21 protein-coding genes and 1 pseudogene are annotated in these 22,085 nt (G+C 74.8%); 9 read left to right on the top strand and 13 right to left on the bottom strand.

Annotated elements, in window-relative coordinates; all coding sequences use genetic code 11:
* Positions 1 to 148 precede the first annotated feature (148 nt).
* The 3 genes from ACFY0O_RS23980 (at position 149) to ACFY0O_RS23990 (ending at position 2,534) form a co-directional block, all read left to right on the top strand.
* Positions 149 to 1,123, top strand: a complete 975-nt coding sequence (locus ACFY0O_RS23980) for a DUF1996 domain-containing protein (protein ID WP_388949758.1) — start codon at positions 149 to 151, stop codon at positions 1,121 to 1,123.
* 83 nt (positions 1,124 to 1,206) lie between these two features.
* The gene (locus ACFY0O_RS23985) at positions 1,207 to 1,812 is read left to right on the top strand and encodes a sigma-70 family RNA polymerase sigma factor (RefSeq protein ID WP_358892154.1); all 606 of its coding nucleotides are present in this window, start codon (positions 1,207 to 1,209) and stop codon (positions 1,810 to 1,812) included.
* Positions 1,809 to 2,534, top strand: coding sequence for a zf-HC2 domain-containing protein (locus ACFY0O_RS23990; protein ID WP_388949760.1), 726 nt, complete (start codon positions 1,809 to 1,811; stop codon positions 2,532 to 2,534). The genes ACFY0O_RS23985 and ACFY0O_RS23990 overlap by 4 nt, the downstream gene beginning before the upstream one ends.
* A gap of 107 nt (positions 2,535 to 2,641) precedes the next feature.
* Here ACFY0O_RS23990 and ACFY0O_RS23995 read toward each other — a convergent pair whose 3' ends face one another.
* The 6 genes from ACFY0O_RS23995 to ACFY0O_RS24020 form a co-directional block, all read right to left on the bottom strand.
* Entirely contained in the window at positions 2,642 to 3,886 is a 1,245-nt protein-coding gene (locus tag ACFY0O_RS23995) for a cytochrome P450 (protein ID WP_388949762.1), read from the bottom strand.
* The gene (locus tag ACFY0O_RS24000) at positions 3,883 to 5,112 is read right to left on the bottom strand and encodes a cytochrome P450 (protein WP_388949765.1); all 1,230 of its coding nucleotides are present in this window, start codon (positions 5,110 to 5,112) and stop codon (positions 3,883 to 3,885) included. The genes ACFY0O_RS23995 and ACFY0O_RS24000 overlap by 4 nt, the downstream gene beginning before the upstream one ends.
* Positions 5,113 to 5,183: 71 nt before the next feature.
* Positions 5,184 to 5,792, bottom strand: a complete 609-nt coding sequence (locus tag ACFY0O_RS24005; protein WP_358892158.1) for an ATP/GTP-binding protein — start codon at positions 5,790 to 5,792, stop codon at positions 5,184 to 5,186.
* Complete coding sequence (locus tag ACFY0O_RS24010) at positions 5,773 to 6,129, bottom strand: DUF742 domain-containing protein (RefSeq protein WP_358892159.1); 357 nt, start codon at positions 6,127 to 6,129, stop codon at positions 5,773 to 5,775. The genes ACFY0O_RS24005 and ACFY0O_RS24010 overlap by 20 nt, the downstream gene beginning before the upstream one ends.
* Entirely contained in the window at positions 6,126 to 6,527 is a 402-nt protein-coding gene (locus ACFY0O_RS24015) for a roadblock/LC7 domain-containing protein (protein WP_045948273.1), read from the bottom strand. The genes ACFY0O_RS24010 and ACFY0O_RS24015 overlap by 4 nt, the downstream gene beginning before the upstream one ends.
* A complete protein-coding gene (locus ACFY0O_RS24020) occupies positions 6,524 to 8,128 on the bottom strand; it encodes a sensor histidine kinase (protein ID WP_388949767.1) in 1,605 nt (534 codons plus the stop codon). Before ACFY0O_RS24020 ends, ACFY0O_RS24015 begins: the two co-directional genes overlap by 4 nt.
* 234 nt (positions 8,129 to 8,362) lie before the next feature.
* Here ACFY0O_RS24020 and ACFY0O_RS24025 point away from each other — a divergent pair, with 234 nt between their 5' ends.
* From ACFY0O_RS24025 to ACFY0O_RS24035, 3 genes are read left to right on the top strand one after another with little or no spacing between them, the layout of a single operon-like run.
* Entirely contained in the window at positions 8,363 to 9,274 is a 912-nt protein-coding gene (locus tag ACFY0O_RS24025) for a RimK family alpha-L-glutamate ligase (RefSeq protein WP_388949770.1), read from the top strand.
* A complete protein-coding gene (locus ACFY0O_RS24030; RefSeq protein WP_388949771.1) occupies positions 9,271 to 10,065 on the top strand; it encodes a RimK family alpha-L-glutamate ligase in 795 nt (264 codons plus the stop codon). The genes ACFY0O_RS24025 and ACFY0O_RS24030 overlap by 4 nt, the downstream gene beginning before the upstream one ends.
* A 31-nt stretch (positions 10,066 to 10,096) precedes the next feature.
* Entirely contained in the window at positions 10,097 to 11,146 is a 1,050-nt protein-coding gene (locus ACFY0O_RS24035) for a zinc-dependent alcohol dehydrogenase family protein (protein WP_388949774.1), read from the top strand.
* 45 nt (positions 11,147 to 11,191) lie between these two features.
* Here the strand turns inward: ACFY0O_RS24035 and gap are convergent, their stop codons facing one another.
* Positions 11,192 to 12,187, bottom strand: coding sequence for a type I glyceraldehyde-3-phosphate dehydrogenase (gene gap / locus ACFY0O_RS24040; protein WP_358892164.1), 996 nt, complete (start codon positions 12,185 to 12,187; stop codon positions 11,192 to 11,194).
* Between the two features lie 126 nt (positions 12,188 to 12,313).
* Positions 12,314 to 13,270 (bottom strand): helix-turn-helix domain-containing protein, encoded by a 957-nt coding sequence (locus tag ACFY0O_RS24045; protein WP_358892165.1) that lies wholly within the window; start codon positions 13,268 to 13,270, stop codon positions 12,314 to 12,316.
* Positions 13,271 to 13,337: 67 nt separating this feature from the next.
* On the opposite strand from ACFY0O_RS24045, the pseudogene ACFY0O_RS24050 reads away from it, so the two are divergent.
* A pseudogene (locus ACFY0O_RS24050) lies at positions 13,338 to 15,519 on the top strand (hypothetical protein).
* Positions 15,520 to 15,726: 207 nt separating this feature from the next.
* Positions 15,727 to 16,212, top strand: coding sequence for a hypothetical protein (locus ACFY0O_RS24055; protein ID WP_388949778.1), 486 nt, complete (start codon positions 15,727 to 15,729; stop codon positions 16,210 to 16,212).
* Here ACFY0O_RS24055 and ACFY0O_RS24060 read toward each other — a convergent pair.
* From ACFY0O_RS24060 to ACFY0O_RS24080, 5 genes are all read right to left on the bottom strand, one after another.
* On the bottom strand, positions 16,193 to 16,852 hold the full coding sequence (locus ACFY0O_RS24060; RefSeq protein ID WP_388949780.1) for an HAD family hydrolase: 660 nt from the start codon (positions 16,850 to 16,852) through the stop codon (positions 16,193 to 16,195). The genes ACFY0O_RS24055 and ACFY0O_RS24060 overlap by 20 nt on opposite strands.
* Positions 16,849 to 17,943, bottom strand: a complete 1,095-nt coding sequence (locus ACFY0O_RS24065) for an ABC transporter ATP-binding protein (RefSeq protein ID WP_388949783.1) — start codon at positions 17,941 to 17,943, stop codon at positions 16,849 to 16,851. Before ACFY0O_RS24065 ends, ACFY0O_RS24060 begins: the two co-directional genes overlap by 4 nt.
* A 5-nt stretch (positions 17,944 to 17,948) precedes the next feature.
* Entirely contained in the window at positions 17,949 to 18,770 is an 822-nt protein-coding gene (locus ACFY0O_RS24070) for an ABC transporter permease (RefSeq protein ID WP_388950046.1), read from the bottom strand.
* A 194-nt stretch (positions 18,771 to 18,964) separates the two neighbouring features.
* The gene (locus ACFY0O_RS24075; protein ID WP_388949786.1) at positions 18,965 to 19,873 is read right to left on the bottom strand and encodes an ABC transporter permease; all 909 of its coding nucleotides are present in this window, start codon (positions 19,871 to 19,873) and stop codon (positions 18,965 to 18,967) included.
* Positions 19,873 to 21,036: an ABC transporter substrate-binding protein gene (locus ACFY0O_RS24080; protein WP_388949789.1), complete on the bottom strand. Its 1,164-nt coding sequence runs from the start codon at positions 21,034 to 21,036 to the stop codon at positions 19,873 to 19,875. Before ACFY0O_RS24080 ends, ACFY0O_RS24075 begins: the two co-directional genes overlap by 1 nt.
* Positions 21,037 to 21,266: 230 nt before the next feature.
* Between ACFY0O_RS24080 and ACFY0O_RS24085 the strand changes: the two genes are divergently transcribed.
* Complete coding sequence (locus ACFY0O_RS24085) at positions 21,267 to 22,019, top strand: GntR family transcriptional regulator (RefSeq protein WP_388949791.1); 753 nt, start codon at positions 21,267 to 21,269, stop codon at positions 22,017 to 22,019.
* Positions 22,020 to 22,085 lie beyond the last annotated feature (66 nt).

The following is a 22,085-nucleotide window of genomic DNA, read 5'->3' on the forward strand; positions in this document are numbered from 1 at the left end:
GCCGGGCAAGCGTCCCGTGCGCCAACTCCCGCGCGCGGCTTCGCGCCCGCCACCCCCACACCTACGAAGGCGGGGCCCGCAGCTCGTAGGGCCGCCCGGTTGACGGTTGTACGAACCACCGGCGACCGTGACCGCCATGGGGAACCCCTTGGGGAAGGTACACCGGCTTCCGCTGCTGCTGGCCTGCCTGGTGCTGGGCCTGGGACTCACCGCCGCCGTCCTGGGCGCCTCCCGGGCGGCCGGGCCCGCCTCCGTCGCGGGCCCGTACGTGGACCTGCGGCGGGTGCCGCCCGGGCCCGCCGGGCCCGCGCCCGGGCCGGGGGCGTCCACCGGCACGGTGACGGTGGAGTGCGGGCGCAACGAGGAGGGCCACTGGAACGAGGACAACCTGGTGGTCTCGCCGGGGGTGCGGGCGGGCGCCCACCACACGCACGCGTACGTGGGGAACCTGTCCACGGACGCCCTGTCCACGGACGCCTCGCTGGCCGCCGCCGCGACGAGCTGCACGGGCGGGGACCGGTCCGCCTACTACTGGCCGGTGCTGCGCCGTACGGACCGGCCCGGGAGCGGCCCGCACGAGGGGGCGGCGGGTCACGGCAACGCGGGCGAGATCCTGCGGGAGGCCTCGGTGCGGGTGGAGTTCCGGGGCAGTCCGGTGAGCGGGGTGGTGGCGATGCCCCGGTTCCTGCGGGCGATCACCGGCAACGCCGTGGCCTACACGGCGGGCGGGGGCGCGGGGGTCCGGGCCCGTTGGGGCTGTTCGGGCCTGCCGGACCGCTCCACCACCGGCTACCCGCGCTGCCCGGCGGGCGAACTGGTCACCCGTACGCTGGTCTTCCCCAGCTGCTGGAACGGGCTGGACACCGCCACCCCGGACCACCGCTCCCACCTGGCCTTCCCGGCCGCCTCCGGGGTCTGCCCGCAGGGCACGTTCCCGGTTCCGGAGCTGCGCGTGTCGCTGGCGTACGCGGTGGCGCCGGGGGTGCCGCTGGCGCTGGACTCCTTCCCCGAGCAGCGGCACAGCCCGATCACCGACCACGCGATGTTCGTGAACGTGATGACCGACGCGCGGATGGCGGAGCTCGTCGCCTGCCTCAACGAGGGCCGCGCCTGCCGGATGTGAGTGACACAGGTCACATGAACCGCCCGCGCCTGCGGGGCGTGTTCCGACCGCACCGAATGGCACCAGGCGGACGGAGAGCGTGAATGGCCGGACCACTGTGGCCCCGCGCGCGGCGGGGCTCGACCGACGAGGCTCTCATCAGGGCGGTCTACGAGGAACACGGCAACGCCCTGCTCGCGTACGCCACCCGGCTCACCGGTGACCGGGCCACCGCCGAGGACGTCGTCCAGGAGACCCTGATCAGGGCCTGGCGGCATACCGAGGTGCTGGTGAACGGGAAGGGATCGGTGCGCGGTTGGCTGCTCACCGTGGCCCGCAACATCATCACGGACCGGTACCGGGCCAGGGCGGCCCGGCCGCCGGAGGTCTCCGGCTCGGAGGCCGCTCCCCCGGTGGAGGGCGACCACGCGGACTCCGTGGTGGACGCGATGACGGTCCTCGGAGCCCTGGACCGGCTCTCCCCGGAACACCGGGACGTGCTCACGGAGTTGTACTACCGCCAGCACAGCGTGGCCGAGGCCGCCGACCGCCTGGGCATTCCGGCGGGCACGGTCAAGTCGCGCTCGCACTACGCGCTCAAGGCCCTGCGCGCGGTGTTCACGGACGGCGGCGCCGAGGGGTTCGGCGGGAACAGACGATCAGGCCGGCCGCCCCAGCAGCCCGGCGGACTGCGGGAGGTGGTGGCGTGAACGCGCCGCGGCACGAGGAGGAGCTGCTCGGACCGTACGTGCTCGGCGTCCTGGACGAGGAGGACGTACGGCGCGTCGAGGAGCACGTCGGCGACTGCACGGGGTGCCGGGAGGAGGTGGCCGCGTTGCGCGAGATGGAGAGCGTCCTGGGCGAGGTGCCCGAGGAGGCGTTCCTCGACGGGCCGCCGCCGGGCGGCGACCTGCTGCTCCAGCGGACCCTGCGGCAGGTGCGCGGCGAGCGGGCCGCGCGGACCCGGTGGCGGGGCGCGGTGGCGGGGCTGGCGGCGGCCGCCTCGCTGGCGGCCGTGTTCTGGGCCGGGGCCCGGCTGGGCGGGGACGCGGGGAGCACGGCGGCGCTGCCCCCGCCGCCACCGCCGAGCTCGTCGGCCCCGCCCTCGCCGCCGCCCCCGGGGACCAGGGTGGCCTCGGCGACGGATCCGGGGACCGGGGCGCGGATGACCGTCCAGGTGACCCCGGCGGCGAAGTGGGTCCGGGTGCGGGCGGCGGTGACCGGGGTGCCGGCCGGGGAGCGGTGCCGCCTGGTGGTGGTCTCCCGGGACGGTACGCGGTCCACGGCGGGCGGCTGGGTCGTGGGCACGGCCGAGCACGGCGAGGGCAAGGGCGCGGCCCTGGACGGCTCGGCGGCCGTGGACCCGTCGGACGTGCGGGCGGTGCTGGTGGAGAACGAGTCGGGGCGGACGTTCGTGTCCGTGCCGGTGTGAGGGCGGGGCCCCGCCGCTCGGGCGGGGCCCCTACGGGCCGTCAGGGGTCGGGGCCGGGGTGAGGAGGGCGGGTGAGGCCGCGGTGCGGCGGGAAGTCGTACGGCCGGTCAGGGGTGCAGGCGCACCGGGAGGTCGAACAGGTCGTTCTGGGTGAGGACCGGCTTGTTGCGCAGTTCCGCGGGCGGGACGGCGAGGGACAGGTGCGGGAAGCGGGCGTAGAGGGCCGGGAGGGCGACGCCGGCTTCCAGGCGGGAGAGGGCGGCGCCGGGGCAGACGTGGGGGCCGTGGCCGAAGGAGATGTGGCGGTTGGGGGTGCGGGTGGCGTCGAAGGCGCCGGCCGTCTCCCCGTGCTGGGCCTCGTCGCGGCCCAGCGCCCCGAAGGAGACGATCAGGCCCTCGCCCTTGGGCAGGATCCGGTCGCCGACCTCGATGTCCTCGGTGGCGAACCGGATCAGGACGTGCGAAGTGGGCGTGGCCCAGCGCAGGGTCTCCTCGATGACGTTCTCCCAGGGGACCTCGCCCGCGAGGACGAGGGCGCGCTGCTCGGGGTGGGTCTCCAGGGCGACGACGGCGTTGACGATCAGGCTGATGGTGGTCTCGTGGCCGGCCGCGACCATCAGCTGGAGGGTGTTGGTGATCTCCTCGGTGCTCAGGTGGTCGCCGTTCTCGGAGGCGGCGATGAGCGCGCTGGTGAGGTCGTCGCCGGGGTTGGCCCGCTTGGACTCGACGATCCGGGAGAAGAGGGCGCCGAGGTCCGCCATCATCTGCGGGACTTCCTCGGGGCGGGTCTGGGTGGAGAAGAACTTCTCGAACAGGGCCTTCAGGCGCGGGTGTTCGGCGGCGTCCACGCCCATCAGCTCGCTGATGACGTTCATCGGCAGCGGGTAGGCGAAGGCGGCCTTCAGGTCGACGGTCTCCCCTTCGGGCAGGCCGGCCAGCTTGTCGAGGGCCTCGGTGGTGAGGGCCTCGATGCCGGCGCGGAGCTTCTCGACGCGGCGGGCGGTGAGGGCCTGGGCGACGAGGGTGCGCAGCCGGCGGTGCTCGTCCCCGTCGACGGTCAGCATGGAGCGGCCGGGGTTGGCGAGGCCGATCAGCGGCCAGTCCAGGGGGATCTCGCCGCGCTGCCAGGCGCCCCACACGTCGATGTCCTTGACGACCCGGGGGTCGGTGAGCAGGGCGCGGGCCTCGGCGTGGTGGGTGACGGCGTAGACGCCGACGCCGCCGGGGAGGACGACGCGGACCAGCGGGCCGGCGGCGCGCAGGGCGGCGCTCTCGGCGTCGAGGTCGGTGACGAGGGGGTCGAGGGTGATCGGGGCGGGGACGGCGCCGGTGTGGTCGATCGGGCAGCTCATCGGTGGGCTCCAAGCGCGGGGGTCGGGGTGTAGGTCACGGGGAGCGCGGTCAGGCCGCGCAGCCAGGGCGAGGGGCGCCGGGTCAGTTCGGCGGCCGGTCCGGCGAGGTCCACGTCGGGGAGGCGGTCGAGGAGGACCTCGATGCCGGTGCGGGCGATGACCTCGGCGACCTCCTGGGCCGGGAAGGGGCAGCGGTGTTCGCCGTGGCCGAAGGAGAAGAAGGCGTTGTTCCCGCCGGTGAGGGCGCCCGCGTCGGCGCGTACGTGCGGGTCGCCGTTGGCGGCGGCCAGGCCCAGCAGGACCAGGTCGCCGCGGGCGAGGGTGCGGCCGGCCAGCTTGGTGTCGCGGGTGGTCCACCGTCCGGCGACGTTCTGGGTCGGGGTGTCCTCCCAGAGCACTTCGTTCATGGCCTCGCCGACGCTGTGGCGGCCGCCGGCGAGGGAGGCGGCGAAGCGGTCGTCGGTGAGCATCAGGCGCAGCGAGTTGCCGATCCAGTCGGCGGTCGGCTGGTGTCCCGCGGCCATCATCACCATCAGGTCCTGGGCCACCTCGTCGAGGGTGAACCCGGCCGTGTTGGCGAGCATCCGGGAGGCGACGTCGTGCCCGGGAGCCTGGGCCTTGGCGGCGAGCAGCGCGTACATGGACTCGCCGAGGTGGCGCTGGCCCGCCAGGGCGCCCTCACGGCCGTTGATCATGTCGTTCATGGCGGTGACGAGGCCGGGGCCCTGTTCGTCGGAGAAGCCGTAGACGCGGGCGAGGACGCGCAGCGGCAGGAGCATGGCGTACTCGCCGACGATGTCGCAGGAGCCCTTGCCGCAGAGTCCGTCGATCAGCTCGTCGGCGAAGCGTTCGGCGTGGCCCTTGAGTTCGAAGGGGTCGACGGATTCGAGGGCCTCGCTGATGACGGCGGCGCGCTCGCGGTGGCGTTCGCCGGTGGTGTAGAGGATGGAGGGCTGCTTGCGGCCGATCATCGGGAGCAGCGGCCAGTCCGCGGGGATGCGGTCCCACTGGTTCCACAGGTCGGAGTCGCGGGAGAACAGCTGCGGGTCGCTGGTGACCTGGTGCAGTTCGCGGTAGCCGAGGACCAGCCAGGCCGGGACGTCGCCGTCGAGGACCACGGGGGCGACGGCGCCGTGGTCGCGGCGCATCTCCCGGTACAGCTCGGCGGGGTCGCTCTGGAAGCGGGGTCCGCCGAGGTAGACGGGCTGGGGCTCGGGGGTGGTCACTGCGTGGGCTCCGGGAGGGTGCGGGGACGGCCCTCGGCTGGAGGGCTCTGGTCTCGGGGGCTCGGGCGCTGCTACGGGAGGGGCTGGAGGCTGCTGAGGTGCTGGAGGTGCCGCACGAGGGAGATGAGCACCTGCTTGCTGGACTCGCGGGAGCGGGCGTCGCAGAACAGCAGGGGCACCTCGGGCGGCAGGTCGAGGGCGGCGCGGATCTGCTCCGGGGTGTGGGCGGGCCCGCCGAAGTCGTTGCAGGCGACGACGAAGGGGGTGCCGTGGTGCTCCAGGCGGTCGATGGCGTACCAGGATTCCGCGAGCCGGCGGGTGTCGACGAGGACGACCGCGCCGAGGGTGCCGGAGAACAGCCGGTCCCACAGGAACCAGAACCGCTCCTGGCCGGGGGCGCCGAAGAGGTAGAGCACGTTGCGGGCGTCGAGGGTGATCCGGCCGAAGTCGAAGGCGACGGTGGTGGAGGTCTTCGCGGCGATGCCGTCGGTGTGGTCGACGGCCTCCCCGGCCTGGGTCATCGTCTCCTCGGTGTTCAGCGGGCGGATCTCGCTGACCGAGCGGACCATGGTGGTCTTGCCGACGCCGAAACCGCCGACGATCACGATCTTCAGACCGTTGTCGGCGGTACTGCTGAGTGCCTGCCGGGGCGCGCCCGGGTCAGAGGTTGCGGAGTCCAACGAGCACCTGCTCCAGGAGTTCGGGTTCGGGAAGGCGGTACGCCGCGGCCCGCGGGTGCCGGGCACTGACGCGTCCGGCGGCCAGGAGGTCGGCGAGCAGGATCCGGGTGATCGACACCGGCAGCCCCAGGTCGGCCGCCACCTCCACGACGGCGGTGGGGTGGCGGCACATCCGCAGGATGGCCGCGTGTTCCGACTGCATCCCGGGGACGGGGTCGCATTCGGCGACGATCAGGGTCACCAGGTCGAAGGCGTCGCTGCCGGAACTGCTGCGGCCGCCGGTGAGGGTGTAGAGCCGGTCCGGGGAGTCGTCCCGGCCCGGCCGGACCCGGCTCAACCCCGGGGCCTGGCGGTCAGATGCTCGCTCAGCTGCTCGACCAGTTCGGACATGTTGTGGCCGACGAGTCCGGCGTCGGCGTCCTCGGCGGCGACGAGGGCGAGGTGGGCGCCCTCGCCGGCCTCGACGATGAAGAGGATCCCGCCGTAGAACTCGGCCATGGCGGAACGAACCCCTCCGGTGCCGTCGCCGAACTCGATGGAGGCGCCGTGCGAGAGGCTCTGGATGCCGGCGGCGATGGCGGCGAGCTGGTCGGCCTGGTCGACGGAGAGCTCGGGGGTGCGGCACAGCTTGAGGCCGTCGCGGGAGAGCACGAGGGCGTGACGGGCGCCGGGGGTGCGCTCCAGGAGTCCTTCCAGGAGCCAGCTGAGCTTCTCGTCGGTGGTGGAGCCGGTCATCTCGTGTCGCCTTCCGGGTGCGGGGGATTCGTGGGCTGCTGCCGCGCCGGCGCGTCGCGCACGGCCTGGCGGAAGCTGCCGAAGCGGGCGGCGGAGCGGGACGCGCCGGTGGGGGCGCCCTGGGTGCGGGGCGCCGGGGAGGCGGCGTCGGGCCCTTCGGGGTGGGCTGCGGCCAGGGTGCGGCCGCGTCGTCGCTGGGGCAGTCCGCTCTCGCCGAGGACCGGGGTCCGGCCGGAGTGTTCGGGGTCGTGGGGTCCGTCGGGGCCGTCGGAACCGTCGGAGCCGCCGCGGGACGCTCCGGCCACCGGGCGCGGGGCGGGGGCGAGGGCGGGGACTGCCGGGGCGGGGGCGGGCGCGCGGTCCGCTGCGCCGGTGGGGGCCGCGAGGAGCGCCGGGGCCGGGACGGGCTCGGCCGGGGCGTGGCTGATCAGTTCCTCCGGGATCCGCATCAGCGCGCCGGTGCCGCCGCGCGCGGAGGGGCGGAAGGAGACGGTCAGCCCGTGCTTGCGGGCGAGGCGGCCGACGACGGCCAGGCCGAGGCGGGTGCCGGAGAGTCCCGCGAGGTCCAGGGTCTCGGCGCCGACGGCCTGTTCGGCGCGGCGCAGCTGGAGCTCGCTCATCACGAGGCCGCTGTCCTCGACGGTGATGACGATCCCGGCCGGGACCTCCTCCACGTAGACGTGGACCTCGGCGGTGGGCGGGGAGAAGTTCGCGGCGTTGTCGAGGAGCTCGGCGAGGGCGTGCATGACGCCCTCGGCGGCGTGTCCGGCGACGGCGGCCGTGCTGGTGGAGTGCAGCCGGACGCGCTGGTAGCCGCCGATGCGGCCCATGGCGCCGCGCAGGATCGACTCCATGACGATGGGCTTGGCCCAGCGGCGGCCCGAACGGGCGCCGGTGAGGACGGCGATGGAGTCGGCGAGGCGGCCGGCCTGGGCGGTGCGGTGGTCGAGGTGCAGCAGGTCGCCGAGGACCTCCTCGTCGGCGTGCTTGTGTTCCATCTCGCGCAGGTCGGCGAGCATGCCGGTGGCCAGGGCCTGCATCCGGCCGGCCGCGTTGGCTGCGGCGGCCATGGCGGCGGCCCGGCCCGACTGGGCGCGCCGCAGTTCCTCGCCGAGCCGCTCGCGGGTGGCCTGCTGGGCGGCGGCCAGGTGGTCGAGTTCGGTGGTGTGGGCGGCGGCGAGCCGGGCCGCGTCGGCGGTGTGGGCGGCCGTCAGCCGGTCGGTCTCGGCCGTGTGCTCGGCGGTGAGGCGGGCGACGCGGGCGGTGTGGTCCGCGGTGAGCCGGGCGAGTTCGGCGGAGAGGTCGGCCGTCTCGCGGGCCGCGTCGGCGGTCAGCCGGGCGATGTACGCGTCACGGGTGGCCACTTCCCCGCCGAGCAGGGCCAGGCTGCCGCGCAGTTGCCGGGTGGTGCGCGCGCACCAGGTGACGGTGAAGGCGGCGAGGGCGAGGAGCAGGGTCCCGAAGGCGGCGAACCAGCCCAGGGGGGCGCGGACGCCCGTCGGGGCCGCAGCCACCGCCGCCGCGGAGATGGTGCCGGCGGCCACCGCCGTGACGACCAGGGCGAGCGCGGAGGGGCGGAGGGGAGAGGGCGACGCCGTCATCAATCAGAGCCTCAAGAAAGGGGCGTATACGGAAGTGAGCGTTCCTGTGGCAACGAGGCATCACTATAAGAGGATTGGTGATCGTTTAGGAAAGCCTCTGACAAAGATCACGCTGTGTAGCGCCCACTAAGGTGGCTTCTGGAGCGGTTTCGGGGCTATGCCGTGGCATCCTGTGACGTCACAACTCGCCGGACGGGACCGACGGCGGACGTCCGGGGAATACGAGGAAGATCCATGAGGCTCTGCTTCCTGGTGGAGGAGCACTACCGCCACGACGGCATGCCGAACGAGGTGATCCGTCAGCTGACCTCGTGGGGCCACCGGGTGGACGTCGTGCGGCCCGGCGGCTCGCTGCTGCGCATGACGGACCTGGTGCGGGCGGGCACGCACGACGCCTGGGTGCTCAAGACCGTCTCGGGAGGCCCCGGGCTCACCCTCCTGGAGGCCGCGGCCGCCGCCGGGGTGACCACCGTCAACGACGCCCGGTCGATCCGCGGGGTCCGGGACAAGGCGCTCGCCGCCGCCCTCGGCAGCGCGCGGGGGCTCCCCCTGCCGCCCACGTACGCGGTGGCCCGCCCCGAACTCCTGGCGGAGATACCCGACGAGCTCTACCCGCTGGTGGTCAAGCCTGCCGACGGCAGCTCCGGCCGGGGGGTGCACCTGCTGCCCTCGCCGGACCGGCTCGCGGCGCTGCTCCCCGCGCTCGCGGGCGAGGGCATGCTCATCGCCCAGCCCTACGTCCCGAACCCGGGCACCGACATCAAGGTGTACTGCGTGAACGGGGAACTGCACGCCACCGAGCGCTGCTCCCCCCTGCACCCCGACGCCGCCGTCCGCGAGCGCCGGGTGCCGCTGCCGGCCGAGGTCGCCCGGATCGCCGCCCGGGTGGGCGAGGTGTACGGGCTGGACCTGTACGGGGTGGACGTGCTGCTGGGCCCCGACGGGCCGGTGGTGGTCGACGTCAACGACTTCCCGAGCTTCCGGCAGGTGCCGGACGCGGCGGCCCGGGTGGCGGGGGCCGTCCTGGACCTGGCCCGCGCGGGCGGCGGGCGGGCGTCCGCACCGCTGTGCCCGCCGGCCCGGCCGTACGCGCTGCCGGTGGCCATCCCGGCGCAGGCGTCGGCGCGGGCGGGGGACGGCGCGTGAGGATCGGCCTGATCACCCCGGACCCCGGGCACCCGCTGCTGGCGGCCACCGCCGCCCTGCTCGGCGGACGGCACGAGGTGCGGGTGCTGCACCCCGGGGCGGGCGCCGCCGCGGCCCCCGCCGAGGCCGCCGACGTCTACCTGCTCAAGGCCCGCACCCCGGCGGCGCTGGAACTGGCCCGCGCGCTGGAGGAGTCGGGCGCGCCGGTGCTGAACTCCGCCGCCGCCACCGAGCGCTGCCAGGACCGCACCGGCATGGCCGAACTGGCCCTGGGGGCCGGGCTGCCCTTCGCGGCCACCCGCACCTTCGCCGCGCTGTCACTGCTGGGGTCCGCCGAGGGCCTGCGGTGGCCGCTGGTGGCCAAGAGCCGGCGCAGCCGCAAGGACGACCTGGTGGTCCGACTCGACGGCCCCGGAGGGCTGCGGGAGCTGGAGCCGCGCTGGGGCGGGGAGCCGGTGGTCACGCAGGTGTTCGCGCCCAACGACGGCTGGGACCACAAACTGTGGGTGGTCGGGGACGAGGTCTTCGCCGGTCTGCGCCGCTCCGAACTCGCCGTCGGCGGCGGGGAGCCGGCCCGGGGCCCGGACCGGCTGCCGGACGGCTGGGCCGCCCTGGCCCTGCGCGTGGGCGAGGTGTTCGGGCTGGACGTGTACGGGGTGGACGTCATCGCGACCGGCGACGGGCCCCTCATCGTCGACGTGAACGCCTTCCCCGGCATCCGCGGCCAGGCCGGCGCCCCCGAGGCGCTCGCGGCCCTGGCCCTGAGGCGGGCCGCGGGCGCCGCGCGGTAGCCTGCGGGCCGGACCACAGGAGGGCGGGGCCGTGCGCGCGGTGGTGTTCGAGCGGTACGGGGAACCGGGCGAGGTGCGCGAGGTACCCGATCCGGTGCCGGCGGCGGGCGGGGTCGTGGTGCGCGTCGAGGCCACGGGGCTGTGCCGCAGCGACTGGCACGGCTGGATGGGCCACGATCCGGACGTCACCCTGCCGCACGTGCCGGGGCACGAACTGGCCGGAGTGGTCGAGGCGGTGGGCGCGGGTGTGGCGGACTGGCGGCCCGGCGACCGGGTGACCGTGCCCTTCGTCTGCGCCTGCGGCACCTGCGCCGACTGCGCGGCCGGGGACCACCAGGTGTGCGCCCGGCAGACACAGCCCGGGTTCACCCACTGGGGTTCCTTCGCCGAGTACGTGGCCCTGGACCACGCCGACGTGAACCTGGTCGCGGTGCCGGAGGAGCTGTCGTACGCGACCGCGGCCGCCCTGGGCTGCCGCTTCGCCACCGCCTTCCGGGCGGTGGTCGCGCAGGGCAGGGTCAGACCCGGCGAATGGGTCGCCGTGCACGGATGCGGCGGGGTCGGCCTGTCCGCCGTGATGATCGCGGCCGCGTCCGGGGCCCGGGTGGTGGCGGTCGACACCGCGCCCGCGGCCCGCGAGCTGGCCCGGGAGTTCGGGGCGGCGCACTGCGTGGACCCCGGCGCCGCCGGGCCCGGCGGGACGGCCGCGGCGGTGCGCGGGCTGACCGGCGGCGGAGCGCACCTCTCGCTGGACGCGCTCGGCTCCCCCGTGACCGCCGCCGCCTCGGTGAACGGGCTGCGGCGGCGCGGCCGGCACGTCCAGGTGGGGCTGCTCCCGGCGGCCGCCGGACCGGCGGCGCTGCCGCTGGACCGGCTGATCGGCTGGGAGCTGGAGGTCCTCGGCAGTCACGGCATGGCCGCGCACGCCTATCCCCCGATGCTGGAGATGGTCCGCTCGGGCGCCCTGCGCCCGGACCTGCTCGTCACCTCGACGATCCCGCTGGACGCGGCGCCGGCGGCGCTGGCCTCGATGGGTACGGCGCCCGGACGCGGGATGACGGTGATCCTGCCCCGGGGCTGACGTGGACCCGCCCCGGTCCTGGACGGAGGACCGGGGCGGGGGGTCTCAGCCCGCGAGGAGGGTGAGGGTGTCGATCACGCGGTTCGAGAAGCCCCACTCGTTGTCGTACCAGGCGACCACCTTGACGTGGCGGCCGTCGACACGGGTGAGCTCCGAGTCGAAGATCGAGGAGGCGGGGTTGCCCGTGATGTCGGAGGAGACCAGCGGGTCCTCGGAGTACTCCAGCACCCCGGCCAGCGGACCCTCGGCGGCCGCGCGGTAGGCCGCCAGCACCTCGTCGCGGGTGACCTCGCGGGAGACCGTCGTGTTCAGCTCGACGATGGAGCCGACCGGGACGGGCACGCGGATCGAGTCGCCCGAGAGCTTCCCGTCGAGGTTCGGCAGCACGAGGCCGATCGCCTTGGCCGCGCCGGTCGTGGTCGGCACGATGTTCACGGCGGCGGCGCGGGCCCGGCGCGGGTCGCGGTGCGGGCCGTCCTGGAGGGCCTGCTCCTGGGTGTAGGCGTGCACGGTGGTCATGAACCCGTGCTCGATGCCGGCCAGTTCGTCGAGGACGGCGGCCAGCGGGGCGAGCGCGTTCGTCGTGCACGAGGCGTTCGAGACGACGGTGTGCAGCTCGGGGTCGTAGGCGCCGGTGTTCACGCCGTAGGCGAGCGTCACGTCCGCGCCGTCCGAGGGGGCGCTGACGAGCACCTTCTTCGCGCCCGCCTTGATGTGGGCGCGGGCGGCCTCGGCGGAGGTGAAGCGGCCGGTGGCCTCCAGCACGATGTCGACGCCGAGTTCGGCCCAGGGCAGCTGCTCCGGCTCTCGCTCGGCGAGGACCGCGATGCGCCGGCCGTCGACCACGAGGGTGCTGCCGTCGACGGTCACCGGGCGGCCGAGTCGGCCGGCCGTGGAGTCGTAGGCGAGCAGCCGGGCGAGGGTGGCCGGCTCGGTCAGGTCGTTGACGGCCACGACCTCCAGGTCGCTGTCGCGTTCGAGCAGCGCGCGCAGCACGTTGCGTCCGATGCGGCCGAATCCGTTGATGGCGATGCGAGTCATGAGCGGTGTCCCCTTCTGTTCGCCCCCAGGTTCGCCCCCGCCGCGCGGCCACGACAGTGGCGAGATCGCCACGGTTCGAAAGTATCCCGCCAATCGGCCCTCCGGACTCCGAGGGCGCGGCGCGGGCTACTCGCCCCGGGTGAAGGTGCGCCGGTACTCGGTCGGGGTGGTGCCGAGGATCCGCTGGAAGTGCAGGCGCAGGTTCGCGCCGGTGCCCAGGCCCACGTCGGAGGCGATCTGCTCGACGCTCCGCTCGGAGCGCTCCAGCAGCTCGCGGGCCACGTCCACCCGGGCCCGCATGATCCACTGCATCGGCGTGTACCCGGTGTCCTCGGCGAAGCGCCGCGAGAACGTACGGGGCGACACGGCCGCGTGCTGGGCGAGGGCTTCGAGGGTCAGGGGCTCGCCCAGCCGGTGCAGCGCCCACTCCCGGGTGGCGGAGAACCGCTCCCCGAGCGGCTCCGGCACGCTGCGCGGCAGGTACTGGGCCTGGCCGCCGCTGCGGTACGGGGCCGCCACCAGCCGCCGGGCCGTGTGGTTGGCGGCGGCCACGCCCAGGTCGCGGCGCAGGATGTGCAGGCACAGGTCGATGCCCGAGGCGGCGCCGGCCGAGGTCAGGACGCTGCCCTCGTCCACGAACAGCACGTTCTCGTCGAGCCGGACGAGGGGGTGTTTCGCCGTCAGCGCCCGGGTGTAGTGCCAGTGGGTGGTGGCCCGCTTGCCGTCGAGCAGGCCGGTGGCGGCGAGGGCGAAGGCCCCGGTCGAGATGGCGGCGAGGCGGGCGCCCCGGCCGTGGGCCGCGGTCAGCGCCTCGACCACCTCGCGCGGCGGGTCCTCGCGGTCGGGGAAGCGGTAGCCGGGGACGAAGACGATGTCGGCCCATTCCAGCGCCTCCAGGCCGTGGGTGACGTGGTACGAGAGGCCGTCGCCGCCGGTGACCAGCCCGGGGGCCGCACCGCACACCCGGACCTCGTACGGCATGGACGCGCGGGTGCTGAAGACCTGCGCGGGGATCCCGACGTCGAGCGGCTTGGCCCCTTCGAGGACGAGGACGGCGACGCGGTGGAGACGGGATCGGGGCACGTCACAGAGCGTACGCGGGGAAGAAACCCGTGTGCGCGCCGCCGGACCGGTCTGGGAGCATGCGCGGATGGCACACCCTCTCGAATCCCTCGTCGTCCGGCACACCCTCCGCGTCCCGGTCCCCTCCGCTCCGGCTGGGCGGGGCGGCACGGCGGCGCGGCAGTTCGACGCCGCGCTGCTGTCCGCCGGCTTCAAGCTCTCGGCTGCGCTGCTGGACCGCCTGTCGGGGCTCGCGGAGGAGACGGTCGTGGCGACCGCCGCGCGCACGCTGGAGACCGTCCGGGAGATGACCGGCGACCACGTCGTGCACAACGTGTACTTCAAGGACTTCCCGGCCAACGTGCCGGACACCGTGGAGTTCTGGGCGGAGTGCGTCCGCGAGGCCCTCGCCGACGACGCCGCGCGCCCGGGCGTCCTCGCGCAGCTGAGCACGGGCGTCCTCGACCTGCTGACCCTCCCCTCGTACGGCACCTACCGGCACACGTACGAGGAGATGCTCGCCGCGCACGAGGAGCTGGTCGCCGCCGCCGGGGACCGGATGACGGTCCTGCAACCCGGGCGGCCCGGCCGACGAGGAGGTGCGCGCCCTCTACCTGGCCCTGGCGGGCAGCACCACGCCGCTGGGCGAGGAGGGGCTGCGCGACCTCGCGCTGCTCGCCGGGCACTGCGCCGAAAGCCCGCAGCCGGCGGAGATCCCGGTCCGCGAGAACCGCGCCGTGGTCAACCGTGCCCGCCTCGGCCTCGGTGCGGAGCTGCTGGTGGACACGGTCACCGACGTGCTGCGCCTGGCCTGCGCCCTGTCCGACGGGGACGTGACCCTGACGGAGCCGACCCGGCTGAAGTCCCTGTCGCGGCCGGTCCGGCGGGCCCTGCTGGCCGCCCTGGACGGGGTGGTCGCGGCGTCCCCCGCCAAGCTCGCGGACGTCACCGCGCACCGCGAGGAGTTCAAGCGGCTCGGCGAACGCCTCCACCCGCACGAGTACCCGCGCTGGCCGCAGGCCGCCCGGGTGTTCGCGGTCGCCCGGGGCGAGGAGGAGGCCCGGACCCTGGAGAGCCGGGTCGAGGAACTCCTCGGCTCCGGCGACGCCGTCGGGGCGGCACGGCTGCTGGCGGCCGCCGCGCCCGGCCGGCTGCTGCGCTCCCTGGACCGGCTGCTGCGCGTCTGCCCGGGTCCCGAGGAGCGCGCGGCCGTCGCGGCCGCCGCCGAGGATGCGGCCCCGCAGGTCTCGGGCCGGGTCCTGCTGTCGGTGCGCGAGCACCTCCTCAACCGGGGCGGCGGGCCGGACGCGCGCCGGGTCTTCGTCAACCCCCGGGGCCGTGCCTGGGTCGCCCCGGACACCCGCGCGCCCCTCCCGGCCGCCGAGGCCGGGCGGCTGGCCGCCGCCCTGGACGCGGAGGTGCTGCGCCGCCTCCCCGACCCCGGGCACCTGCTGGTCGACCCAGCCGTCCTCGACGTGGCCCTGCCGCTCAGCGGGAAGGCGACGGCCGCCGGGCTGGGCGTGCTGCCGCGCGGCTCGCTGTCGCCGGTGGACGGGGAGCTGCTGCGGTTCTTCGTGCACTGGACGCAGACGGACGAGAGCACCGACTACGACCTGTCGGCGGTGCTGCTCGACGCCTCGTACGAGACCCTCGCCTGGCTGTCGTACACGGCCCTCCAGACGGTGGGCGGCGAGCACTCGGGCGACATCACGGACGCGCCCGCGCCTGACGGCGCCTCGGAGTTCATCAACCTGCGCCTGGACGCGGTGCAGGGCGATTTCATCGTCCCGCAGGTCAACGTCTTCTCGGGGGAGGGCTTCGAGAAGGTGGCCGAGTCCTTCTTCGGGTTCATGCTGCGCGACGGCGAGCAGCTGGGCCGCCCCTTCGAACCGCGCACGGTCCGCATGAAGTCGGAGCTGCGGGGGCCGGGCCGGGTCGCGCTGCCCCTGGTGTTCCTGCGCGGGGCCGACGGCGGGTGGCGGGCGAAGTGGCTGCACCTGTACCTGTGCGGCACCCCGAGCGCCAACCGGGTGGAGGAGAACCGGGCGACGGTCGGCACGCTGGTGCACGGCATCGTGGAGCGCGAGTACCTCACGGTCCGCCACCTGGCCGGACTGCTGGCCGGACGCGCCCTCACCACCACGCGGTGGGACGGTACGGAGCCGCCGCGGGGCCCGGTCACCTACATCGGGCTGGAACGCCCGGACGGGCTGCATCCGGACTCCGTGGTGTTCACCCCGGAAAACCTGCGTGCCCTGATCCCGGCCTGACTGCTAACGTTGGCCCCGGCGAGGCCATGGGCGGACTTCCTTCTCAAAACCAATTGAACTAGTCCCCCCGCTTTCCTCGCCCTCGACGTGAACGACCGCGAGCCGGGATGCCCCAGGGGCGTCCCGGCTCCGTCGTGTCGGGGAGGGCGTCCGTCCCTCGGACGGGCGGCTCGACCGGCCCCCCTCCCGCTCCCATACTTGGGCCTCATGAGAGGGAAGGACAAGGACACCGCGCGCAGCAGCCCGCTGGTGCCCACCGCCGTCGGGGAGACGATCGCACGGCACGACTGGGCGGCCACCACCTGCGGTTGCGGCCGTTCGGCGGAGCATCTGGAGGACACCCTGTGGCATGCCGCCGAGGGGCATCCGGCGGCCTTCCACGCCCTGGAGGGGCACGTCTTCACCCGGCCCCGGCTCTGGCCCCCCGCCCCCGCGGCGTGCGCGGTGCTGATGGCCGTCTGGGCGGCCGGACCGCCCCGGCTGGCCACCCGCGAGGCCCTGCTGCGGACCCTGCTCGCGCTGCTGACCTCCGAGGACGACGGGACCGCGTACGAGGCGGGCCTGTACGGGCAGTGCGCCGCCTACGTCCGGGCCGGGCTGCCGGAGCTGACCGGGGAGCTGGCCGGCCGGCCCGGCAGTCCGACGGCCGCCTACGCCGACGGCATCCTCGACATCATCCGGCTGTGCGCCTGAGGCCGCCCAGCAGTTCCGGGGTGACCTCCTCCAGGGAGGTCGCGAAGGTGCGCGCCGCCGACCGGGTCACCTCCAGCAGCGAAGGGACGACCAGGACCGGGCAGCCCGCCGCCTCGGCGGAGGCCGCCCCGTCCGGGGAGTCCTCCACCGCGACGCACTCCCCCGGCGCGAGGCCCAGGCGTTCGGCCGCCGCGCGGTACGGGTCGGGGTGCGGCTTGGTGCGCGCGGTGTCGTCGGCGGACAGGGTGAAGGCGAACGGGACGTGCGCCAGCGCGCCGCCCACCACCTGGTCGACGACCACCCGGGGCGAGGCGCTGACCAGGGCGAAGGGCACGCCCTGGGCCTGAAGGGCGGTCAGCAGCCGCCGGGCGCCGGGCCGGACGGGCGCGCCGGCCGCGACCCGGCGGAAGAAGCCCTCGGTGAGCTCGTCCGCCACGGCCGCGGCGTCCGGGGCGCCGGTGGTCCGTACGAGGTGGGCGGCGGTGTCGGCGACCGCGCGGCCGACGACCTCGGGGGCGTCGGCCTGCCCGAGCCGGTGGCCGAGGCGGTCCGCGACCTCCTCGGTGGTCTCCCACCACAGCACCTCGGTGTCCACGAGGGTGCCGTCCATGTCGAAGAGGACGGCGGCGGGTGCGCTCACGCGGTCCTCCCCACCACGAGCACGGGACGCTCGGCCAGGCCGACGGTGGCCCGTGCGCCGGGGGTGAGGCCGCCCGCGTCCCGGGAGGGGACGTCGGCCTTGACGCGGGTGCCCGGGGGCAGGTCGAGGTGGAGGCGGGTGACGGCGCCGAAGAAGGAGGCCGAGGCCACGGTGGCGGTGCCGGCGGAGTCGGCGGCGACGGTGAGGTTCTCGGGGCGGACCAGCACCTCGACGTCGGGCCCGGCGGGGACCGGCCCGTCGACGGGCAGCCGGGTGCCGGCGACCTCCACCCGGCCGTCACCGGTGAGCCGGCCCGGGAGCCGGTTCATGGTGCCGACGAACTCGGCGACGAAGGGCGTGGCTGGCCGCTCGTAGAGCTCGGCGGGGGCGGCGCACTGCTCCAGCTTCCCGGCGTTGAGGACGGCGACCCGGTCGGCCATGGAGAGGGCCTCCTCCTGGTCGTGGGTGACGAACACGGTGGTGATGCCGAGGGAGAGCTGGAGCCGGCGGATCTCCTCGCGCAGGTTGGCCCGTACCTTGGCGTCCAGGGCGGAGAGGGGCTCGTCGAGCAGGAGGACGCGCGGACGCAGGGCCAGGGCGCGGGCGAGGGCCACGCGCTGCTGCTGGCCGCCGGACATCTGGTGCGGGTAGCGCTCGCCGTGGTCGGGCAGGCCGACCAGGTCGAGGAGTTCGGCGGCGCGCTCGCGGCGGCGGGCCGCCGGGACGCCCCGTACGCGCAGCCCGAAGGCGACGTTCTCGCGGGCGTTGAGGTTGGGGAAGAGGCTGTACGACTGGAAGACCATCCCGGCGTCGCGGCGGTTGGCCGGGACGCGGGTGATGTCCTGTCCGTCGACCAGCACCTCGCCGGAGTCGGGGTGTTCGAAGCCGGCCAGGACGCGCAGGGCGGTGGTCTTGCCGCAGCCCGAGGGGCCGAGCAGGGCGAGGAGTTCACCCGGCTCCACGGTCAGGTCGAGTCCGTCGAGGGCGGTGGTGGTGCCGAACGCGCGGCGCAGGCCGCGGAATTCGACGCGGGCGCCCCCGGTGGCGGCGGACTCGGCCGGCTTCCCGGCCTCGGTCAGGGTGGTGGACATGCGGGTCAGGACTCCTTGCGGGAGGTGGCGGGGGCGGAGGCCGTGGTGGACGGCGCGGATCCGGCCCGCGAGAGGACGAGCAGCAGCAGCCAGGTGATGAGGAGGCTGAGGATGGAGACGGCCACCGACATCCGGGCCTGGGCGCCGGAGATGGAGACGATCCACACCGCGAAGGGCCGGAAGCCCAGCAGCGAGGCGATGGTGAACTCGCCGAGCACCAGCGCCAGGGTGAGGAAGGCCGCACCGGCGAGGGAGGTCCGCAGGTTCGGCAGCAGCACCCGCCACACCACGTACGGCCAGCTCGCGCCGCAGCTGCGCGCGGCCTCGACCAGGGTCGGGACGTCCACGGCACGCAGGCCCGCGTCGAGCGAGCGGTGGACGAAGGGCAGCGCGAGCACGGTGTAGGCGAGGACCAGGACGACGGGGAACCGCTCGTCCTGGACGGCGATGAAGGTCTGGTAGAGCGGGGTCCGCGAGAGGTGGTCGGGCCCCCAGCGCAGCACCGTGGTGATCCCGGTGACCAGGGCGATCGGCGGCACCACCAGCGGCAGCATGCAGACCACCTCGACCACGGGCCGCAGCTTCGGCGAGCCGATCCGGACGGCGATCAGCGCGGGAACGGCCAGCAGCAGGGACAGCACGATGGTGGCGGCGGCCAGGCCCAGGGAGAGCAGCAGGCTCTGGGAGAAGCCGTCGGCGCCGCGCAGTTCGGAGTACGCCTCGAAGGTGACGCCCTGGCCGGGGACGTGCACGGTGAAGACGAAGGAGGCCAGGAGCGGGAGGAGGAAGTAGGCGCCGGCGAGGGCGAGCACGGCGCCGCGCCAGATCCGGGGGCGGGGGCGGGCCGCCTTGCGCGCCCGGGCCGCGGGCTTCGCGGGGGTCTCGGCGGCTCCGTCCGGCGCGGCCCCGGGCAGGGTCCCGGCGGTCCCGGCGGTCCCGGTGATCTCGGCGGTCCCGGCGGTCCCGGCGGTCCCGGCGGTCCCGGCGGTCCCGGTGATCTCGGCGGTCTCGGTGGGTCCGGTCATCGCAGCCATCGGGCGCTCCGTCGCTGGAGGGGCAGGTAGACCGCCATGACCAGGCCGGCGATCAGGATCATGTCGAGGCCGAGTGCGAGCGCCACGTTCTCCTGGCCGGTGAGCACGTTGCCGGAGAGGGCGTCGGCGATCTTCAGGGTGACCAGCGGTACGGAGCCGCCGACCAGGGCGGCGGCCGTGGCGTGGGCCGCGAAGGCGGTGCCGAAGAGCAGGACGAACCCGCCGAGCAGGGAGGGCGCGAGCACCGGCAGGCCGACGTGGCGCCAGAACTGCCGTCCGGTGGCCCCGTTGTTCTGGGCGGCCTCGCGCCACTGGGGGCGCAGCCCGTCCAGGGCGGGGACGGTGACCAGCACCATCAGCGGGATGAGGAAGTACAGGTAGACCACGGTGAGGCCGGTGAAGGAGTACAGGTCCCAGCCCAGGCCCGTCAGGTCGGCGAGCTGGGTGACCACCCCGGAGATGCCGGCGGTGGCGATGAACGCGAAGGCCAGCGGGACCCCGCCGAAGTTGGCGAGGACGCCGGAGGCGGTCAGGGCCGCCGAGCGCAGGGCACCCGAGCGGGAGGTGACCAGTGCCTGGGCGATCAGGACGCCGAGGAGGGTGGCGATGAGGGCCGTCAGGGCGGAGAGCTGGACGCTGCCGGTCAGGGAGGTGAGGTAGGGGCCCTGGAGGGAGCGGGCCAGGTGCTCGCCGGTGACGCGGGTGGCGCCGGTGGCGGGGTCGGTGCGGGTGACCGCGCCGAAGGCGATGGCGCCGAGCGGGATGCCGAAGCAGAGCCCGGTGAAGACGAGGAGGGGGAGGGCGGCGAGCCAGGTGCGCGGGCCGCGCCGCCGGCGGCGGGGGGTGGTGCCGCCGGCGGGTCCCCCGGTGTGAGGGGTGGTGGTGGGTGCGGACATCAGCTGAGGGCCTTGTCCCACTTCTCGGCGAGGACGGCCTTGGCCTTGTCGAGCTCGGTCGAGGCCGGGAAGGACGGGGTGCCCTGGACCTGGGGGAGCTTGGTGACGGCGTCCTTGTCGGCGGTGCCGTCCTGGGTCATGTTCGGGAGCAGGACGGGCCGGGCGTGGCCCTTGAGCCAGATGTTCTGGCCCTCGGCGCTGTAGAGGAACTCCATCCACAGGCGGGCGGCCGCCGGGTTGGGGGCCTCCTTGTTGATGGCCTGGGAGTAGAACTGGGCGTAGACGCCGTCGGCGGGGACGACGGTCTTCCAGTCGACGCCCTTGCCCTTGAACTGCTCGGCGTAGCCGGCGTTCAGGTAGTCCCAGTCGATCGAGATGGGGGTCTCGCCCTTCTCGACGGTGGCCGGGGTGGACTCGACGGGGATGAAGTTGCCGCTCTTGCGGAGCCGGCCGAAGAAGTCGATGCCGGGCTGGATGTCGGCGAAGGAGCCCTTGTTCGCGAGGGCGGCCGCGTAGACGCCGCCGAAGGCGGAGCCGGACTTGGTCGGGTTGCCGTTGAGGGCGACCTTGCCCTCGTACTCGGGCTTGAGCAGGTCGGCGAAGGTCTGCGGGCAGGTGGGGATCTTCGCGGCGTCGCAGCCGATGGAGACGTAGCCGCCGTAGTCGTTGTACCAGCGGCCGTCCGCGTCCTTCTGGGCGGCGGGGATCTTGTCCCAGGCGGTGACCTTGTAGGGGGCGAAGAGGTTCTCGTCGGCCCCGCTGCGGGCGAAGGCGATGCCGAGGTCGAGGACGTCGGGGGCGCGCTTCTGGCCCTTGCGGGACTTGACGGCGGCGATCTCGTCGGCGCTGGCGGCGTCCGGGTTCTCGCTGGAGACCTTGATCTTCGGGTACTTGGCCTGGAAGGCCTTGAGCATCTCGCCGTAGTTCGCCCAGTCCGGCGGCAGGGCGATCACGTTGAGCTGGCCCTCCTTCTCGGCGGCCGCGACGAGGGCGTCCATGCCGCCGAGGTCGGCCGCGGAGGCCGCGGTCGCCGGCTGGGCCTTGCCCTTGGCGTCGCCGCCTGCGGCGGGCTGGTCGGGGGCGGCGCCACACGCGCCGAGGGTCGCGAGGGCGGCGGCGCTGAGCAGGACGGCCGCACCGCGACGGGCGGAGGAACGGAACACGGTCTCTCCCGGAGACGAAGGGGGGATCACTTGTCAGGCGTCACTTGTCTGGACAAGTTGGCCCCAGTTCGCCCGGCCCGGCTGTACGGGCGGTGAACGGCGCCTGGACCGTGGAGCACGGCTCGACGAAAACACGAGAATGACTGAAAGAGGTCGTGACAGAACCCGCTGGAGTGATCATGGGTGGCGGTGCGGGGAGTCCGCACCAGGGCGAGCGGGGGGCTAACGGCATGGGCACGGTCCGGTATCTGGAGATCGCCGAGGAGCTGCGCCGGGAGATCCTGTCCGGCGCGTACCCGGTGGGCGCCCGGCTGCCCTCGGAGAGCGATCTGGCGACCCGCTTCGCCGCCTCGCGCGGTACGGTCCGCCAGGCGGTCGCGAGTCTGGCCGCCGACGGGCTGGTCGGCTCCAGCCAGGGGGCCCGCAGGATCGTCCTGCGGCACGAGCGCCGGCACAGCTTCGGCGAGCTGAACAGCTTCGCCCAGTGGGCCGAGGGGATCGGCCACGAGGCCCGCAGCCGCTTCCTGTCGCGGGCCCGCCGGCCCGCGACGGCCGAGGAGGCGGAGCGCCTCGCGCTGGCGCCGGGTACGGAGGTCCTCGCGGTGCTGCGGCTGCGCCTGCTGGACGGGGAGCCGGTGATGGTGGAGCGGACCGCCTACGCCGACTGGGTCGCGGAGGCCGTGGAGGCCATGCCGGAGGACTGCCGTTCGGTGATGGACGGCCTGGCGGCGGACTCCGGGGTGGTGGCCCACTACGGCGAGCACCTGATCGACGCCCTCCCCGCGGGCAGCGAGGACGCCCGGCTGCTGGAGGTCCGGCGCGGCAGCCCGCTGCTGCGCCAACGTCATGTGTCGGCCACGCGCACGGGCCGCCCGATCGAGTGGTCCGACGACCGCTACCGGGCCGGCAGCGTCACGTTCAGTGTGAGCAACTCGGCGGTAACCGCCCCACTGGAGCGGCACCCGGGCGGCGGCGAGCGCTGAGGGCCCGTCCGGCTTCCCGCCCCCCGGCCCCGCCGCTGTAGGGTCCCAGCGGAACCGACCGCCCCC

The sequence above is a fragment of the Streptomyces sp. NPDC001594 genome (genome assembly GCF_042893675.1).
Taxonomy (GTDB): Bacteria; Actinomycetota; Actinomycetes; order Streptomycetales; family Streptomycetaceae; genus Streptomyces.

Bases quoted from the DNA above. Each gene is read 5' to 3' on its own strand.
- ACFY0O_RS23985 (WP_358892154.1), top strand. From the start codon at position 1,207: ATGGCCGGACCACTGTGGCCCCGCGCGCGGCGGGGCTCGACCGACGAG.
- ACFY0O_RS23995 (WP_388949762.1), bottom strand. From the start codon at position 3,886: ATGAGCTGCCCGATCGACCACACCGGCGCCGTCCCCGCCCCGATCACC.
- ACFY0O_RS24015 (WP_045948273.1), bottom strand. From the start codon at position 6,527: ATGACCGGCTCCACCACCGACGAGAAGCTCAGCTGGCTCCTGGAAGGA.
- ACFY0O_RS24020 (WP_388949767.1), bottom strand. From the start codon at position 8,128: ATGACGGCGTCGCCCTCTCCCCTCCGCCCCTCCGCGCTCGCCCTGGTC.
- ACFY0O_RS24025 (WP_388949770.1), top strand. From the start codon at position 8,363: ATGAGGCTCTGCTTCCTGGTGGAGGAGCACTACCGCCACGACGGCATG.
- gap (WP_358892164.1), bottom strand. From the start codon at position 12,187: ATGACTCGCATCGCCATCAACGGATTCGGCCGCATCGGACGCAACGTG.
- ACFY0O_RS24055 (WP_388949778.1), top strand. From the start codon at position 15,727: ATGAGAGGGAAGGACAAGGACACCGCGCGCAGCAGCCCGCTGGTGCCC.
- ACFY0O_RS24065 (WP_388949783.1), bottom strand. From the start codon at position 17,943: ATGTCCACCACCCTGACCGAGGCCGGGAAGCCGGCCGAGTCCGCCGCC.
- ACFY0O_RS24075 (WP_388949786.1), bottom strand. From the start codon at position 19,873: ATGTCCGCACCCACCACCACCCCTCACACCGGGGGACCCGCCGGCGGC.
- ACFY0O_RS24085 (WP_388949791.1), top strand. From the start codon at position 21,267: ATGGGCACGGTCCGGTATCTGGAGATCGCCGAGGAGCTGCGCCGGGAG.